The 16,640-nt window shown below is 62.8% G+C and carries 17 protein-coding genes; 10 read left to right on the top strand and 7 right to left on the bottom strand.

Annotated elements, in window-relative coordinates:
• Positions 1 to 88 precede the first annotated feature (88 nt).
• Complete coding sequence (locus DM373_RS11350; protein ID WP_110993657.1) at positions 89 to 994, bottom strand: LysR substrate-binding domain-containing protein; 906 nt, start codon at positions 992 to 994, stop codon at positions 89 to 91.
• 436 nt (positions 995 to 1,430) lie between these two features.
• Between DM373_RS11350 and DM373_RS11345 the strand changes: the two genes are divergently transcribed.
• Positions 1,431 to 2,711, top strand: coding sequence for a dicarboxylate/amino acid:cation symporter (locus DM373_RS11345; RefSeq protein ID WP_110993656.1), 1,281 nt, complete (start codon positions 1,431 to 1,433; stop codon positions 2,709 to 2,711).
• Between the two features lie 30 nt (positions 2,712 to 2,741).
• Positions 2,742 to 4,199 carry a cysteate racemase gene (cuyB, locus tag DM373_RS11340; RefSeq protein WP_110993655.1) on the top strand — a complete coding sequence of 486 codons (1,458 nt, stop codon included), beginning with the start codon at positions 2,742 to 2,744 and terminating at the stop codon, positions 4,197 to 4,199.
• Between the two features lie 66 nt (positions 4,200 to 4,265).
• On the opposite strand, the gene DM373_RS11335 is transcribed toward cuyB, so the two are convergent.
• The 4 genes from DM373_RS11335 to gcvA form a co-directional block, all read right to left on the bottom strand.
• Positions 4,266 to 6,725: a TonB-dependent siderophore receptor gene (locus DM373_RS11335; protein WP_244215062.1), complete on the bottom strand. Its 2,460-nt coding sequence runs from the start codon at positions 6,723 to 6,725 to the stop codon at positions 4,266 to 4,268.
• Positions 6,726 to 6,856: 131 nt separating this feature from the next.
• Positions 6,857 to 7,801: a FecR domain-containing protein gene (locus tag DM373_RS11330; protein ID WP_110993653.1), complete on the bottom strand. Its 945-nt coding sequence runs from the start codon at positions 7,799 to 7,801 to the stop codon at positions 6,857 to 6,859.
• Positions 7,801 to 8,337 (bottom strand): sigma-70 family RNA polymerase sigma factor, encoded by a 537-nt coding sequence (locus DM373_RS11325; RefSeq protein WP_167409826.1) that lies wholly within the window; start codon positions 8,335 to 8,337, stop codon positions 7,801 to 7,803. Before DM373_RS11325 ends, DM373_RS11330 begins: the two co-directional genes overlap by 1 nt.
• Before the next feature lie 20 nt (positions 8,338 to 8,357).
• Entirely contained in the window at positions 8,358 to 9,323 is a 966-nt protein-coding gene (gene gcvA, locus DM373_RS11320; RefSeq protein WP_110993651.1) for a transcriptional regulator GcvA, read from the bottom strand.
• A 125-nt stretch (positions 9,324 to 9,448) separates the two neighbouring features.
• On the opposite strand from gcvA, the gene DM373_RS11315 reads away from it, so the two are divergent.
• The 5 genes from DM373_RS11315 to DM373_RS11295 all read left to right on the top strand — a co-directional run bounded on the left by DM373_RS11315 (position 9,449) and on the right by DM373_RS11295 (position 12,909).
• On the top strand, positions 9,449 to 10,084 hold the full coding sequence (locus DM373_RS11315) for a glutathione S-transferase family protein (protein WP_110993650.1): 636 nt from the start codon (positions 9,449 to 9,451) through the stop codon (positions 10,082 to 10,084).
• A 26-nt stretch (positions 10,085 to 10,110) separates the two neighbouring features.
• Positions 10,111 to 11,133, top strand: coding sequence for an LLM class oxidoreductase (locus tag DM373_RS11310; protein WP_110993649.1), 1,023 nt, complete (start codon positions 10,111 to 10,113; stop codon positions 11,131 to 11,133).
• Between the two features lie 72 nt (positions 11,134 to 11,205).
• Positions 11,206 to 11,853, top strand: coding sequence for a hypothetical protein (locus DM373_RS11305; protein ID WP_110993648.1), 648 nt, complete (start codon positions 11,206 to 11,208; stop codon positions 11,851 to 11,853).
• Positions 11,850 to 12,329 (top strand): surface-adhesin E family protein, encoded by a 480-nt coding sequence (locus tag DM373_RS11300; protein ID WP_110993647.1) that lies wholly within the window; start codon positions 11,850 to 11,852, stop codon positions 12,327 to 12,329. The genes DM373_RS11305 and DM373_RS11300 overlap by 4 nt, the downstream gene beginning before the upstream one ends.
• 88 nt (positions 12,330 to 12,417) lie before the next feature.
• Positions 12,418 to 12,909 carry a GNAT family N-acetyltransferase gene (locus DM373_RS11295; protein WP_110993646.1) on the top strand — a complete coding sequence of 164 codons (492 nt, stop codon included), beginning with the start codon at positions 12,418 to 12,420 and terminating at the stop codon, positions 12,907 to 12,909.
• Positions 12,910 to 12,960: 51 nt separating this feature from the next.
• Here DM373_RS11295 and DM373_RS11290 read toward each other — a convergent pair whose 3' ends face one another.
• Positions 12,961 to 13,119 carry a DUF2986 domain-containing protein gene (locus tag DM373_RS11290; RefSeq protein WP_110993710.1) on the bottom strand — a complete coding sequence of 53 codons (159 nt, stop codon included), beginning with the start codon at positions 13,117 to 13,119 and terminating at the stop codon, positions 12,961 to 12,963.
• Between the two features lie 165 nt (positions 13,120 to 13,284).
• Here DM373_RS11290 and DM373_RS11285 point away from each other — a divergent pair, with 165 nt between their 5' ends.
• Both DM373_RS11285 and DM373_RS11280 read left to right on the top strand, forming a co-directional pair.
• Positions 13,285 to 13,464, top strand: coding sequence for a hypothetical protein (locus tag DM373_RS11285; protein ID WP_110993645.1), 180 nt, complete (start codon positions 13,285 to 13,287; stop codon positions 13,462 to 13,464).
• Between the two features lie 186 nt (positions 13,465 to 13,650).
• Complete coding sequence (locus DM373_RS11280; protein ID WP_110993644.1) at positions 13,651 to 14,358, top strand: tellurite resistance TerB family protein; 708 nt, start codon at positions 13,651 to 13,653, stop codon at positions 14,356 to 14,358.
• Positions 14,359 to 14,436: 78 nt separating this feature from the next.
• Here DM373_RS11280 and DM373_RS11275 read toward each other — a convergent pair whose 3' ends face one another.
• Positions 14,437 to 15,366, bottom strand: coding sequence for a malate dehydrogenase (locus DM373_RS11275; RefSeq protein WP_110993643.1), 930 nt, complete (start codon positions 15,364 to 15,366; stop codon positions 14,437 to 14,439).
• A gap of 283 nt (positions 15,367 to 15,649) precedes the next feature.
• On the opposite strand from DM373_RS11275, the gene DM373_RS11270 reads away from it, so the two are divergent.
• Positions 15,650 to 16,636 (top strand): DUF1852 domain-containing protein, encoded by a 987-nt coding sequence (locus DM373_RS11270; protein WP_425272576.1) that lies wholly within the window; start codon positions 15,650 to 15,652, stop codon positions 16,634 to 16,636.
• The last annotated feature ends 4 nt before the right edge of the window (positions 16,637 to 16,640 follow it).

Raw genomic sequence — 16,640 nt, 5'->3', positions numbered from 1 at the left:
AGGGGCTCGAACGTATCGCTGCGCAACACTCAGCGATAGATACAGACCGGCTGCATTTGCTGCATACAGCGCCCCATGCGCCGAGCCGTCAGCGCGTGTCCTTCTCCAGCGACTTCCACAGGTCCAGCATCGTCTGGTTGGTATTGCCGATGGAGCGAAACGACCAGATCTCCAGCTGCGCAGACCATTCAGGCCCGCCCGCGCGCACCAGTTTGCCTGCGGCAATCTCCTCTTCCACCGCCGATTCGGGGACCCAGGTGATGCCGTAGCCTTCGCGCGCCATGCGCAACAGGTGCATGGCCATGTCGGCTTCATAAAAACGGTTGAGCCCGGGCTGGCGTTGTTCAGCCTGGATAACCACGTCGACCACCCGCCCGAGGAACGAGGTTGCGGTGTACGCAAGATAGGGAATGGGTTGGTCAGGGATGCCTGGCAGTTCGAATAAAGGCCGGCCTTGAGCGTCGGGGGCCGAGACCGGAAAGAACGCATCGAGGCCCAGGCGCAGGCCGATGAACTTGTCCGGGTCAAGCACGATCGGCGCGCGCGGGTGGCTGTAGCCGATCATCAGGTCGCAGCCACCCTCGGCCAGAGCGATCACCGCCTCCTGCACGTTGGCTGCCAGCACCCGGGCGTTGAAATAGCCGTAGCGCCGCTGAAACCCGGCAAACCATTTCGGCACGAAGGTCATCGACAGCGTATGGCCGGCGATCACCTGGATCGAGCGCCCAGGCATGCGCTCGCCACGGCGCAAGGAGGAGCGCAGGTCCATGAAGGCCGACAGGGCTTCGCGCCCTTCGCTGCAGAAGATCTGGCCGGCCTTGGTCAACTGCACAGGATAAGTACCGCGGTCGACGAGGTCGACGCCCACCCACTCCTCGAGCGACTTGATCCGACGTGACAACGCCGACTGGGTGATGCAGCGGATCTCGGCGGCACGGGAGAAGTTCTTGGTTTCGGCGACCGCTAGCAGGTCATCTATCCACTTGGTTTGCATGGCAGGCTCGGGCAAATGTTCGACGTTGACTCGATCGGCAACAGCGTTTCCCTGAAAGCTTTGCACTGTTCAAAGCGCCACTCCAGGCCAGCCTTGAACGGTGAGCCAGAAGCAAGCCTGGAGATAAAGAATTTTAACTGCCTGATGAAAAAATTTAGCCGACATTGGCCGCTCTTCAACAACTATGAAATTAACGCATCAAACTATCGCGCTTCCTCATCAACTCATCGAGGCACTCGGCGTAATCTGAGCGCGTTGGCTGAAACGAGGCAGCCATGAACATCCTTCGCAGCCTTTTGGATTGTCGGTTTCAGCCTGCGCTGACCGCCGTCGAAGCTTGCCCGATCACCAATCGCTGACTGACCCGACACCTGGCCTGGCGCTGTAGCTACAGCGCCGGACGAGCGATGACGCGCCCAAAAACAATGAGGTCGAGATGAACAACAAGAAACTACCCAAATACATCGCCGTGGCAATCATGCTTGGCATCGTCGTCGGTTGGGGTTGCAACACCTTTGCAGCCAGCCCTGATTCGGCCAAGGAGATTGCCGGCTACTTCAGCCTGGTCACCGACATCTTCCTGCGCATGATCAAGATGATCATCGCCCCCCTGGTGTTCGCCACCCTGGTGGCCGGCATCAGCAGCCTGGGCAACTCCGGCTCGGTAGGCCGCATCGGCCTGCGCTCGATGACCTGGTTCGTCTGTGCCTCGTTGTTCTCGCTGGCCCTGGGCATGTTGCTGGTCAATGTCTTCCAGCCCGGGGCTGACCTCAACCTGAGTATCCAGCAGGCCCAGGCGGCCAGCACGGTGACCGTCAACGCCGGTGATTTCAGCCTCAAGACGTTCATCAGCCATGTCTTCCCGCGCAGCATTGCCGAAGCCATGGCCAACAACGAGATCCTGCAGATAGTCGTGTTCTCGCTGTTCTTCGGCCTGGCACTGGCCTATGTGAAGAAACAGGGCAACGAGAAAATCGGCGACCTGGTCGATGACCTGGCCAAGGTGATGTTCCGCATTACCGACTACGTGATGATGTTTGCCCCCGTCGGTGTGTTTGCCGCCCTCGCCGCTGCGGTGACCACCCAAGGCATCGGCCTGCTGTTCGATTACGGCAAGCTGATCGGCCAGTTCTACATCGGCATCCTGCTGCTCTGGCTGGCACTGTTCGCGGTTGGCTACGGCTTCCTCGGCCGCCCGGTATTCAAGCTCGGCAAGCTGATCCGTGAACCGGTATTGCTGGCGTTTTCCACGGCCAGCAGTGAGTCGGCCTACCCCAAGACCATCGATGCACTGGAAAAATTCGGTGCCCCCAAGCGCGTCTCAAGCTTCGTCCTGCCACTGGGTTATTCCTTCAACCTGGACGGTTCGATGATGTATCAGGCCTTTGCCATCATGTTCATCGCCCAGGCCTACAACGTCGAGCTGTCGTTTGCCCAGCAACTGCTGATCCTGCTGACCCTGATGATCACCAGCAAGGGCATGGCCGGCGTTGCCCGTGCTTCGGTGGTGGTGGTCGCAGCCACCCTGCCCATGTTTCACCTGCCCGAAGCGGGCCTGCTGTTGATCCTGGCGATCGACCAGTTCCTCGACATGGGCCGCACCGCCACCAACGTGGTGGGTAACAGTATTGCCACGGCAGTGATTGCCAACCTGGAGAGCAAGCACGGCAACACCCCTCAAGCGCACGCCGCCGATATCCGCCCACAGAACGCCTGATTCCCCCTTCACTGCCTGGTTGAACTGAACATGAAACCTTCAAGAAAACATCAATCCGCTCGTACGCTTGGCATCATTGGCGGCCTGGGTTCGCTGGCGGGAGGGGACTTGTTCCTCAAGTTGCTCAAGAGTGCGCCTGTGCTCGCGGATCAGGGCCGCTATCACTTGCTGTTCGAGCAACACCCCTTCAACGACCTGTCGCTGCCACTGTGCGCTGACGCCAACATGACCTCGCGCAAGCTGTACGTGTTCCAGGCCTGTCAGGGCTACGCCGACAGCGAGGCGGATGCCGTGCTGGTTCCGTGCTTCGTCAGCCAGACGTTCATGGGGGAGCTGAAAGCGGAACTGGGCATCCCGGTTGTCGACTTGATGGCAGCACTGAAGCAGTACCTGGCCGAAGTGGCTGAGCCGGGTGCCCGCCTTGGCGTGCTGACCTCGGACTACGTCCGCGCTGCGGGCTTGTTCGAGCAGCACTTCGGCGCTGACTTCGAGCTGGTGTATCCATCGCCGGCCAGCCAGGCAGCGCTGATGGAGGCCGTATACGGCCCCGCGGGCATCAAGGCCGGTCACTTCGACGGGGTTACGCTGGAGCGGCTTCACCAGGCCTGCCAGGACCTTAACAACCAAGGGGCACACCTGCTGCTGCCGGGCATGACTGAAATTTCCCTGGTGGTGGCGGACCTGCACCGGCGCGGCCTGCGCTGTATCGATGTGAACCAGGTGTATGCCGACTACGCGACCTCCAGCGAATCGGCACGCGCCACCGTGCCATTCAAACTGGGCATTGTCGGCGGGGTCGGCCCGGCGGCGACCGTGGACTTCATGGCCAAGGTGGTCAAGAACACGAAGGCCAGCAGGGACCAGGAGCACATCAAGATGGTGGTCGAGCAGAACCCCCAGATTCCCGACCGAACGGCCAACCTGCTGCGTCAGGAAACGGACCCGACGGTGGCGATGTACGCGACCTGCAAGCGCCTGGAATGCGAAGGCGCCAAGGCCATCGCCATTCCCTGCAACACCGCGCATGCCTATGTCGAACGTATCCAGGGGCATCTGCAGATCCCGATCATCAACATGCCGACGGAAACCATCGCGTTCATTCGGCAGGCGTACGGGGTCTCCAGGCAGGTCGGCCTGCTGGCAACTTCCGGCACCCTGCAAAGCCGGGTGTACCACGCCGCGGCAGAGCGGGCCGGCCTGGATCTGATGGTGCCTGATGAGCCTGCGCAGGCGTTGGTGATGCGCTCGATCTACGGCACCCAGGGCGTCAAAGCCGGGTACACCAGCGGCCAGTGCAAGGACGATCTGCTCATGGCCGCGGCGCACCTGGTGCAGCGAGGTGCCACGGTATTGATCCTCGGCTGCACGGAGCTGCCGTTGTTGCTTGCGCAGGCCGATGACTTGCTGATCGGTATCACCCGTGTGGCCTTGGTCGACCCTACCGATGTGCTCGCACGGCGCTGTGTGGCACTGGCCCAGGTTGGCTAAGGCGCCCATGCGGGCAATCGCCCCTGGCCTGTATTGCCCGGCGAAACCGCAGCCAGGCAATCGGCCTCAGAAATCAGCCTTCAAGGTCACCGTGTAGTTGCGCGGCTCGCCATACTGGTTGCTGGCGTTCAGCCAACCGATCGAGGAATAGTATTTCTTGTCGAACAGGTTGTTGCCGTTCAGCGCGACGCTGAAGTTGCGGTTGATCTGGTAGGCCAGGCGGGCGTTCCAGATGGCATAGCCGGCTTGCTCGATATCGCCTACCCCACCGGTACCGCCAAAGTTGGTGTTGTAGTTCCTGCTCTGGATGTTGGCGCCCGCACCAATGGTCCAGGGCGCCAGGTCACCGGGCAGGTTGTAGTCACCCCAGAAGCGCAGCAGGTGACGCGGCGTATAGCTGTTGAAGGTGGCACCGGAGGCCGTGGTGCCGTCACCCGGGTTGTTGAGGAACTTGGTCGAGGTGTAGGTATAGCCCGCGAACAGTTGCAGGCCGGTCAGCACTTCACCGCTGATCTCGGCGTCGAAGCCCTCGGCGCGGACCTTGCCACCGGCCACATAGCAGTTGCTCTCACCCTTCTGCCCGCACACCGAGTTGTAGTCGTACTGGGCACGGTTTTCCTGATCCACGCGGAACAGCGCAAGGCTGGTGTTCACCCGGCCATCGAGCAACTCGCCTTTGAGGCCGACCTCGTAGTTGGTGCCTTCGATGGGCTTGAGCGAGGCGACGTCTTCGCTGAGCTCGGTCTGCGGCTTGAAGATGTCGGCGTAGCTGACGTAGGCCGACCATTGCTCGTTCAGCGCGTAGATGAGGCCGCCGTACGGGGTGAATTCGCCGGTGTGCTTGGCGTGGGCCGGGTCAGGTGACTTGGTGGTGAACCGGCTGAGCTCGTAGTCGTACTGGTAGTTGCTGACGCGCCCGCCCAGCACCAGGGTCAGCGGCTCGGTCAGCTTGTAGCGCACCACGCTGTAGACGCCATTCTGGCGAATCTTGCCGTGGGAACTACCGGCGTAGGTGGTGCCCAGCAGTTCCTCCATGCTCGGCTCACGGGGCGACACCGGGTTGTAGAGGTTGATCGGCCCGAGGTTGAGCAGGCCGCCCTGCAAGTCGTCGGTCTTCAGGTCACTGGCGTTGGCGCCCACCACCACCTCGTGCTCGAGGCCGAAGGCCCGCCACTTGCCGGTGAGGTTGATGTCGGCGCCCTGGTTGATGTTTTCGAAATCGTAAAGGTAGGCGCGCGACTGCATGCCGTTGCCGGTTGCCGGGTCGACGGCGCCGCGGCCGAAGCTGTAGAGAATGTCGTTGGTTTCGCGGATGTAGCTGCCGGAAGCCTTCAGGCGCCAGTCTTCGTTGAAGTCATGGGTGATATCGGCGAAGTAAGTAGTCTGCTTGTTGTTCCACCTGTTCCAGTCGGCGCCGGTGAAGATGGAGCGCCCCGCGTTGATCGCGCTACCGTCCTTGTTGCGCGGCAGGCCGCTGAAGAACGGCACCGAGTGCAGGTCTTCGACGCTGGCGCCGGCAGCCAGGGTCGTGGCATCGCTCAGGTCGAACTCGACAATGCCGTAAAGCACGTTTTTGCGACTTTCTGCAGTGTCGTAGAAGTAGTCGCGGTCTTCGTGGCCGGCCACCAGGCGCCCGCGCAACCTGCCGTCAGCGGTCAGCGGCGCGCTGGCGTCCAGCGTTTGCCGATAGGTGTCCCAGGAGCCAGCGCTGGCAGTGACGGAAAGCGCTGGCTCGGCTTTTGGCCGCTTGCGCACCAGGTTGATGGCCGCACCGGGGTTGCCGCTGCCCTGCAGCAGGCCGTTGGCCCCGCGCAGCACTTCCACGCGGTCGTACAGCAAGGTATCGGAGGTGAAGCTGCTGCCGATGGCGTAGTAGCGGCGGTCGAGCGGGACGCCGTCGTACTGGATGGTTTCCACCTCGAAACCGCGCGAGTAGATGTACTTGCCGCCGGACGGGCTCTGGTAGGTGGTGACGCCAGTGGTTTTCTCCAGCACCTGGTCGAGGGTGTCGAGGCGCTGGTCGTCCATCGCCTTGCGCGTGACCACGCTGACCGACTGCGGGATGTCCTTGAGGCGATGGGTGGACTTGCCGATGGTAACGGCGTTGCTGGTGTAGCTGCCGCTGTCCTCGGTGGTTGCCGAGTCCTGGCGGCCTGTGATGTTCAGCGGCTCCAGGTTCAACGCGGTGCCCCCGGACGTGGCGTTCAGCGGCTGCGGCTCCAGGCCGTAGACGCCATCCCCGCGTCGTACAGCCCGCAGCCCGCTACCGGCCAGCAGTTGCTGGAAGCCGTCCTCGATGCCGTACCGCCCTTGCAGGCCAGGGCTGGAAAGGCCGTGGGTCAGTTGCGAGGTGTATTGCAAGGTGATGCCGCCTTCACTGGCAAACCGCGCCAGCACCTGGGCCAGGCTACCGGAAGCGATGCTGTAGGCGTGGGGGGCCTGGACGGGGGCAGCCAAGGCCGATACGCCGATGCCCTGCAAGGCAATGGCCAAGGCGCTCAGCGCAAGTACCCGGCGAGCGTTCAAGGGGCGTGGCCTGGCGAATGTGAGTGCGGCCGTCGAGACCGGAGATGAAGCGCGAATCATCGAGAAATTGTCCTTGTATGTGTGGCAGTTCCACAGTTAAGGACTGACGAGTTGGGAAATCGGGCCAATTCTTATTCGCGTGCCGTGACGGTGACCCAATAGCGCGTGCGGAAATCGACTTGCACCGGCAAGGTTGCGGGCAGCGCGGCCAGAATCGCGTCGGTGTTCTCCAGCTGGAAAACGCCGCTGATCAGCAGGTGCGCCACGTCGGCCTGGCACCTCAACCAGCCCGGTCGATAGCGCCCCAGCTCTTCCAGGAACACCCGCAGCGGCATGCCCTCGACAACCAGCTGGCCGCGGACCCACTGGCTGTCCTGTTCGCGCGCGACGTCCAGCGCACCTCGGCCTTGGCCGTCGAAGGTGATCCGCTGGCCGGCTTCGAGGGTTTGCCGCGCGCCATCAGCCGGCATCACCAGCACCTGGCCCTGGAGTACGCTCAATTGCGTGCAGCCTTCGCGTTGGCGGACCACGAAGCGAGTGCCCAGGGCCTCCATCAGGCCTTGCGCGCTGACAACGCGCAATGGCCGGTGGCCCAGGCTGTTGGCGTCGGGCCCGCTGTCGACCAGGATCTCGCCCGCACGCAGGGTGATGAGGCGCTGATCATCGTCGAAGTCGACATCGACGCGGGTGTCGGTGTTCAGGTCCAGCACGGTGCCATCGGCCAGCGTCAACTGTTGGTGTTGGCCAACCTGGGTGGCATAGGCCGCTTGCGGCGCCAGCTGGCGATAGCCCAGGTAGCCAAGCGGCGCGACGATCGCCAGCGCCAGCAGTTGCCGGAGTACCTGCCGGCGCTCACGGTCCAGCGTGCCCATGGCCAGCCGGTGCGGCAGCAGGCCCAGTTGCGCCTGCACCCGCTGTGCTTTCTGCCAGGCCCGCTCATGCTCGGGCGCGGCCGCGCGCCAGCGGGTGCAGGCGTCACGTTGTGCCGGGCTGACACCGTCGTCGAGCATCAGCATGTGCCAGTGGGCCGCTTGCCGGGCCACCTCAGGGCTGATGCGGGTCGGGTTGCCGGCCATCAGTCGTCTTCATCGAACAGGATGCAGGCTTCCAGTGCGCAGGCCATGTGCCGTTTCACGGTCCGCTCTCCGATACCCAGGCGGCGCGCCACCTCGACGTAGGTCAGGCCCTCCAGCTGCACCAGCAGAAACACCGAACGCACCATCGGCTTGAAGGTGTCGAGCAGCGCATCGAGTTGCTGCAGGGTTTCGCGCATGGCCCACAGCTCTTCGGCGGACAGCGCCAGAAGTTCGGGCATTTGCGCGAGCATGTCCAGGTAGGCGCGCTCCAGGGACTGGCGGCGGAAATGGTCGTAAACCAGGCGGCGGCTCACCGTTGCCAGGTAGGCACGGGGCTTTTGCAGGCTGAGGCTGGCGCCGGTTTTCTGTTGGGCCTGGAGCAACCGCAGGAAGGTGTCCTGTGCCAGGTCGGCAGCCTGGGCCGAGCAGCCCAGCCGGCGGTACAGCCATTGCTTGAGCCATCCGTTGTGCTCGGCATAGACCTGGCTCAGATCGTCGTTAATCACGGGTGTCCTCCGGGGCGAGGACGGCACCATAAATGATAACTATTATCAGATCAATTCTGTTGTGTTCGTGGGGTCGCGTTTTTTCGTCGAAGCAAATCCCCGGCCTGCAGCTCAAGGTTGCTGGCCGGGTCAGGGGTGCCAAGCTGCGCCTCGATCCAGTCGACGAAGGCCCGCACCTGCGGCCGCTTCAAATTCTCCTTGCGGGCGACCAAATAGTACGCAAAGCGTGATGGCCAGGGTCGGTCAACGGCCACCACCAGCCTGCCGCTGCGCAGGTCGTCTTCGGCGAGCTGCGCCTGCACCAGAGCGATGCCCTGACCGCTGGCGGCGGCACGCAGCAACAGCAGGTCCTCGTCATAGCTCGGCCCGCGGCGGCTGCGGCTGTCGGCCTCGACACCGTGAGCCTGCAACCACAGCGCCCAGTCGGTACGCTCGGCATCCTGCAGCAGCGGGTAGTGCAGGCAATCCTCAGGGGCGTGCAGCGCCGGCCCGCTGGCGAGCAGCGCGGGGCTGGCCACCGGCAGCAGCACGGGCGCCAGCAGCGCTTTCGACTCCAGCCCGGGGTAGTCGCCCAGGCCATGGCGCAAGGCGATGTCGATGCGTTCGCGCTGCAGGTCGACCAGCCGCGCCGTCGCCTCCACGCGCACCTCGATGCCGGGGTGCTGCGCCCTGAAACTGGCCAGACGTGGCACCAGCCAACTCGCGGCGAACGAGGGCTGGGTGCTGATGGTCAGGGTGTTGGCGTTGGTCTGGATCTCCAGGTCGAGCAGCGCGCGCTCGATCTGGCCGAAACCGCGTGAGAGGCCGGGGTACAGGCTCGCCCCGGCCTCGGTGAGCTGCAGGCCATGGCGGCTGCGGGTCAGCAGGGTGACGCCGAGGCGATCCTCCAACTGGCGGATCTGCTGGCTGATGGCCCCCGGGGTGACGCCCATGTGCTCGGCGGCAGCTTTGAGGCTGCCCAGGCGGGTGGTTTCGGTGAAGGCACGCAAGGCGAGTAATGGCAGAACAGCACCCATGGGATTCCTTGAATTAGAAAAGCTAATGCTGACTGCTGAAGCTATCGTTTTTCCATCTCTTACAACATGCATAGGATAGCGCTCAGGCCAAACAACTTACGTTAGTTTCCCTGAGGTTAGCCAGCATGCACGACCCCATCCTCGTTCTCTACACCGACAGCTCGCCCAACGGCTTCAAGATCACCATCGCCCTCGAAGAAATGGGCCTGCCCTACCGCCTGGAGCACGTCAACATCGAGCACGGCGAGCACCTGCAACCGGCCTTTCTCGCACTCAACCCGGCGGGGCGTATCCCGGTGCTGGTCGACCGCAACGCCGATATCGTGCTGTTCGAGTCTGCCGCCATCCTTTTGTACCTGGCGCAGCTCAGTGGCCAGTTGCTCCCCCCGCAACCGCAGCCACGCTGGGCGGCGATCACCTGGCTGATGTACCACAGCGCCAGCATGGGGCCTTTGCTTGGCCAGCGCGTGCACTTCGAATGCTTCGAGGCCACGCCCTTCCCTGCGGCTATCCAACGCTATCGCCACCTTACCGAGAGCACCTTCGCCACGCTCGACCAGCACCTGGCCACCCGACCGTGGCTAGCTGGCGAAGCCTATTCGATCGCCGACATCGCCACCTTCGCCTGGCTACATATCGCAGCGTTGGTGGGCTTCGATTTCAGCAGCCACTCGCACCTCAACCGCTGGTACCGGCAAGTCGACCAGCGCCCCGCCGTGCAGCGTGGCCTGCGCCTGCCCGCCCCGGCCACCGGCCCATGAAACCCCTCATCAACCAAGGAACGGTCATGCACACCACACCCTGCGGCGCCAATGCCGCCGCCTTCGCCCATCACCCCGGCTACCGGCGCATGTTCGCCCCCGACCAGTTGAGCCTGGGCATATTCCTGCCGCTGCGCTTCTATGACGGCGACATGGCGGTGCTCCAAGGGCAGGCGCAACTGGTCAGCGAGATTGACCGGCTGGGCTTCGCGGCAGCCTGGGTGCGCGACGTGCCGTTGTTCGACCCAGCTTTCGGCGATGCCGGGCAGGTGTTCGACCCCTTCGCTTACCTGGCCTACCTGGCCGCCCACACCCGACACATCGCCCTGGTGACCGGCAGCGCGATCTTCGCCTTGCGCCACCCCATCGACTTGGCCAAGGCCGCCGCCACCCTCGACTGCCTTTCAGGCGGGCGCCTGGTGCTGGGCATCGCATCGGGTGACCGACCGGTAGAGTTCCCCGCCTACGGGATTGACCACCACAGCCGTGGCGAGCGCTTCGCTCAGAGCGTGGACTACTTCCGCCGGCTGCTGGCCGAACACCCCGGGCCGGTCGACTCACCGCTGGGGCAACTCAGCACTGCCCGGCTGCTGCCCAGGCCCGTCAGCGGGCGCATCCCACTGGTAGTGACCGGCTCGTCGCGCCAGAGCCTGCAATGGCTGGGCGAGCATGCCAACGGCTGGCTCACCTACCCCGACGCCACCCACAACAGCCTCGGCCCACGCCGCCTGGCCGAAAAGATCCGCGCCTGGCGCGCGGCGATCCCCGGCGGCGGGTTCCGTCCGCACATGACCAACGAATGGATCGACCTGGACGACAACCCGCACTACCCGCGTACGCCGCAGCAAGGCGGCTATGTGCTGCGCACCGGGCGCCACGGGTTGGTCGATTTGCTGAGGGAATGGCGCGAGGCCGGGGTCAACCATGCGGCACTGGGCGTGCAGATGGCCCGGCGCCCGGCGCAAGAGGTGATTCAGGAGCTGGCCGAAGAGGTGCTGCCGCTGTTTCCGGCATTGGCGGGGGCTGGGCCACATGCGCAAGGCTGGTAGCTTCTGAGTTTGTAACAGCGTCCTGACGCTATTAATATCGCGTCCTTTCACTCCACCAGGAATCTCCAAGCAATGGACATGCGTCGCCTTTTATCCTTCTCCTGCAGCAAAGCGGTCCTGCCCCTTTTCCTCGCAATGTGTTCCGGTAATGCACTGGCCAGCGGCCTCAGCGAAAACCTGGTTTCGTGTGAGCCGTCATTCTTCAAACACCTGTACGCTCAGCGCGCCGACCTGAGCAAGACCGTCAAGCTGGCCCGCGACGATCAGCGCGGCCTGGCCTGGCTGCCGGTGTCGGACCGCCGCAACTTCGACACAGCGTTCCAGCACTTCACCCCCGCTGTCGACGACCAGGGCCTGCGCCTGACCAGCTACTACGACCGGGTCATGGACCTGGGCGAGCAAGGCACTTACTACTTCTGGGGTTTCGAAATCGATGCCAGCCGCGAGCAAGTCATGGCCAAGTTGCCGCAGGCCAACTGGCAGCAAGCCGGTGAGTACTTCATTTCCAGACCACGGATCAAGCTGAACGCCAATTCCGCCTGGCAGGACAATACCTCCGCTGCCGAGGGCATCGCTCCGGCGGCGGGCTCTGCGGAAAAGCTCCTGATGCTCAGCGTCGAGGACGGCAAGACGCGCTTGCTCTGTTCGTTGCAGGGCAGCGTCGATGAGCGTCTGTTGCAGCAGGAACGCCCGGATGTGGCGCAAGGAACCACACGATGAAGCGCCTGCCATGCCTGGCCGCGGTAGTGCTGCTGGGCGGATGCGCCCACGGCACTGTGCCGCACAAAGCCGTGGCCGAAGCACCGGCCACGGTCCCTAAAGGCATGTTCAAACTGCTGGAGGACGCCGAACTGGCAACCTACTTCGACGCCGATTCCGTCGCCCTGTACCAGGGCAATCGGTATTTGCGCCAGTTCTACCTGATCAACAATTACCTCAGGCCCGCTGCCACCGACGATAAACCTCCAGCGATCCGCAGTTCCCGGGCGACCCGGGTGATCAACTGCGAGCGTGACGAAATGGCACAGTTCGGCCGGGTGTATTTCTCCCAGCCCTTTGCTCTGGGGGATGAAGTGGCACGCAAGAACGATATTGCGCAATGGGGGCCGTTGGAACGCCAGTCGCTGATCGGGAAGTTGCGCGATATGGTGTGCAAGATCGATGCGGCACAACTTCGGGCGGGTAATCCGGGGTAGCTGGCCCGTGATGGCTGAAAAATCTTTGCAGCACCCTCCCTCTGCATTTTCTATCATGGCGGCCTCTGATTCTTTACCCGAGACCGCCATGCCCCTCCCCGCCTTCCGCACCGCCACCCCTGCCGACGTCGACCGTTGCTTCGAAATCGAAATCAGCGCCTATGAAGGCGACGAAGCCGCCACCCGCGAAAAGATCGCCACCCGCATTGCCCAGTACCCGCAAGGCTTCCTGATCATGGAACTGGCGGGGGAAGTGATCGGCTTCATCAACTGTGGCTGCGCCCATCAGGTGGTGATGTCCGACGAGGCGTTCAAGAAGCTGGTGGGCCATGACAGCGCGGCGCCCAACGCCGTGATCATGTCGGTGGTGATCGACCCGGCCCACCAGGGCAAAGGCTATGCCAGCCTGATGATGCGCACCTTCGTCGAGCGCATGCAGGCGATGGGCAAGCGCACCCTTCACCTGATGTGCAAGGAGCGCCACGTCGAGCTGTATGCGCGCATGGGCTATCGCTACGTCAAGCCTTCGGCTTCCGACCATGGCGGCATGGCCTGGCACGAGATGGTGATGGTGCTCTGAGCCGTGAGCGTAGGAGCGGGCTTGCCCCGCGATGGGGTGCGCTGAGCCGAGTCAGCTTTCGACGCGGGGCTCAGCCTCTGCAGCCGCTTCGCCAGCCAGCTTCGCGCGGTCGGCCTTGCAGATGTATTTGGGCTTGCGCGGCGCCAACTTGGCACTGGCCTTTTTCGCGTGGGCTTTAAGGAGCTGCTTGATCTTTTTCTGGCGGTTCATTGGGTTGTCCGGGTAGGTCGGGTTTGATGCGCAGGCGCCATCATACCGGCCAGCAGCACCGTCGGCGACGGCAAGCGCTGCACGGCATTGCTGCTTGTTGGTCGGCAACGCGATACCCTCGCCCACCTCACACAAGTCTTGAAGACCCGATGCCAGGAGTATGGGATGCAGAAGCTGTTGTTACCGATCGCCATTTTCGTGAGCGTGATTGCCGTGGGCAAAGTGTGCGAACACTACGCCATGGACCCGACGCTGAAAATCGGCCTGCTGTGCCTGGTGGCAGCAGCGATACAGATCGGCTTTAGCCGCTATCAACGTTCGCGTCAGCGCAACACCGACACTTGACCCACGCGCCAGGCGGCTGGCCCGTTGGCCTGCACCACGCCCTCCCCTGCCCGATCCGGCAGCATCCAGCGCAATTCCAACAGAGCATTACCCCGGGCTCCCCATCGGTCAGGCGGTCATGGCAGATCGCCTTGAGAGGGCTATCGTTGCTGTCTGGGCAACCACTACCAACCGAGGGGCGGCGCCATGAACACCAGTGATCTGCTCGAGCAGTTGCTCCGGGCCGGGCAAAGCTCGCAAGCGCAACAAGGGAACGGCGGCAGCTCATCGCAAGACAGCCTGGGCGGTTTGGGTGGCTTGCTGGGCGGCCTGCTTGGCGGCGGCGGCAGTTCGGCTGGCGGCGGCCTGGGTGGCTTGCTGGGCGGCCTGTTGGGTGGCGGCGGCAGCGCTGGCCAGGGGCGCTCCGCGGGTAGCCCCAATTACGCGGCCCTGGCGTCGCTGGGCATGATGGCGTTCCAAGCCTATCAAAGCTGGCAGCGCAGCCAGGCGGCAGCCCCGCAACAGGCGCTGCGTACTGTCGATCAATTGTCCGGCCCCGAGGCCGAGGATCACAGCCATGCCATCCTGCGCGCGCTGATTGCGGCGGCCAAGGCTGACGGTCGCATCGACGAACAGGAAGAGCAGTTGATCTACGCCGAAATCAAACGGCAGACCAGCGACCCGCAACTGCAGCAATGGCTGGATGAGGAAGTCAGCAGGCCGCTCGATGCCGTGCAGGTGGCTCAGTCCGCTCGGGACCCGGCCATGGCCGCGGAGATGTACCTGGCCAGCGTGATGCTGGTGGATGACCAGCAGGACGCAGAGCGGGCCTACCTCGACGAACTGGCCAGCGCACTGCAACTCGATCCGACCTTGCAGTTGCACCTGGAACAGCAGGCCAAGGGAGGCGCCTGAGCGCGCTGCGATGCCTGCGCGCTTCATCGATCTGAAGCCAGCGCAGGCAACGCGACGCCCATCGATGCGTTCAGCTGCTTACATCGCTTTCATTTCTGCGATGTCACGCATCACCTGGTCGGCCGAATGATCGAACATCGCCTGCTCCTGCGCATCCAGCGGCAGCTCGATCACGCGCTTGATCCCTGCTTCTGCCAGCACGCAGGGCACGCCCATGGCGATATCCTTTCGACCGTACTCGCCGTCGAGGATCGCCACCGTCGGCACAATGCGGTTGCGCCCATTGGCGATGGCATCGACCATCTGCGCGATGGCCACACCGGGTGCATCGCAGGCGCTTCCCAGCTTCTTCAAGCCCAGAATCTCGCCGCCCCCTTGGCGGGTGCGCTGCACGATCCGCTCGATCTGCTCGGTTGACAGGAACTGGGACAAAGGCACCGAACCGACCGCGCAGTAGCGCATCAACGGCACCATGCTATCGCCATGGCCGCCGAGTACCAGCGCCGTGATGTCGCGAGCGGAAAACCCGGTTTGCTCAGCAATGAAACACTTCATGCGCGCGGTATCCAGCACCCCGGCCTGCCCGAACACCTTGTCGCGCCCCAGCCCACTGCGGGACCAGGCCCGATAGGTCAGCACATCGACCGGGTTCGACACCACCAGCAGCGTCGCCGCCGGTGCATGGCGCCTGATATCCAGCAGGATGCTGTCGAGAATGGGCAGATTGATGCTCAGCACATCCTGACGCGATTGGCCTGGCTTGCGCGGCACGCCCGCGGTAATCACCACCAGGTCGGAACCTTGCAGCATCTCGGCATCGGACCCGCCAAGCACCCGGGTATCGGACCCCGACTCGATGGCCGCCTGCCAGACGTCCAGCGCCTTGCCCTGCGCCAACTCGCCCTGCACATCGATCAACATCAACTCGCGGCACAGCTCTTCCCGGGCAATGACCTGGGCCGCTGCCTCGCCCACCATCCCGGCACCTACAATCGATAACTTGTTCATCTACCACCTCCCGCAGTGCGCGAAACCCGCAGCGCGCACGCCTGTACAGAGAAGTATCGACCCCTGGCGCCAGAAGGCCACTCGAAGCTGCGTTATCGACCCAAAGCCGCCTTTCATTGCGTCGCCCCATGCTGCGCTGCCTTGCTGGTCGTATTGAGCAGCGCAGCGGTCATGAGCATGACTAAAGGTCTTGTGAAATCAATTCAGTTCCACTCACTCAGTACCGCCACATAAAATACATACCAATAGCCGTATTTATGAATATTTGAGTGGGACCCCGATCATGGTGAAAACGGATTTTGAATTTTCCATCAAGCGCATTCGCTTCGACGAAAATTATCAGCCCTCCGAAAATACCCGTCTCACGACCAATTTCGCCAACTTGGCGAGGGGTGCGAGCCGTCAGCAAAACTTGCGCAACACCCTGCGAATGATTGACAACCGCTTCAATGCCCTGGCGCACTGGGACAATCCAAACGGGGATCGTTACCGCGTCGAGCTTGAAATCATTTCCGTCGAGATGAATATGGATGTCGACAGCGCAGATAACGGCCTGCCCTTGATCGAGCTATTGAAAACACAGATAGTCGATCGGAAAACCGGCGAGCGCACGACCGGCATGGTGGGGAACAACTTTTCGTCCTACGTGCGCGACTACGATTTTAGCGTGCTGCTCCTGGGGCACAATAAAGACCAGCCTGCGTTCAGCACGCCAGAACACTTTGGAGAACTGCACGGAAAGTTATTCAAGCACTTCGTCAGCTCAACAACCTATAAAGCGCACTTTACCAAGCAGCCTGTCATCTGCCTGAGCGTTTCCAGCAGCAAAACCTACCATCGCACTGAAAACCAGCACCCGGTACTGGGTTTTGAATATCAGCAAGATGAACACTCCCTGACCGATGAGTACTTCGCCAAGATGGGCATGAAGGTGCGTTATTTCATGCCGCCGAACAGTGTGGCGCCATTGGCCTTCTATTTTTCCGGTGACTTGCTCGGTGACTACAGCAACCTTGAGCTGATCAGCACCATCAGCACGATGGATACCTTCCAGAAGATCTACCGCCCCGAAATCTACAATGCCAATTCTGCGGCAGGCAAATCCTACCAGCCCAGCCTGAAGCATGAAGATTATTCGCTGACGCGCATTGTCTACGACCGAGAGGAACGTAGCCGGCTGGCTATCGAACAGGGGCGCTTTGTCGAGGAACACTTCATCAAACCTTATCACTCGCTACTTGAGCAGTGGTCCGCCAACTACGCTGCCTGATTCA

Source organism: Pseudomonas sichuanensis (assembly GCF_003231305.1).
Lineage (GTDB): Bacteria > Pseudomonadota > Gammaproteobacteria > Pseudomonadales > Pseudomonadaceae > Aquipseudomonas > Aquipseudomonas sichuanensis.
The sequence above is the reverse complement of the archived record's forward strand: the minus strand, read 5'-3'. Positions and strand labels throughout refer to the sequence as shown.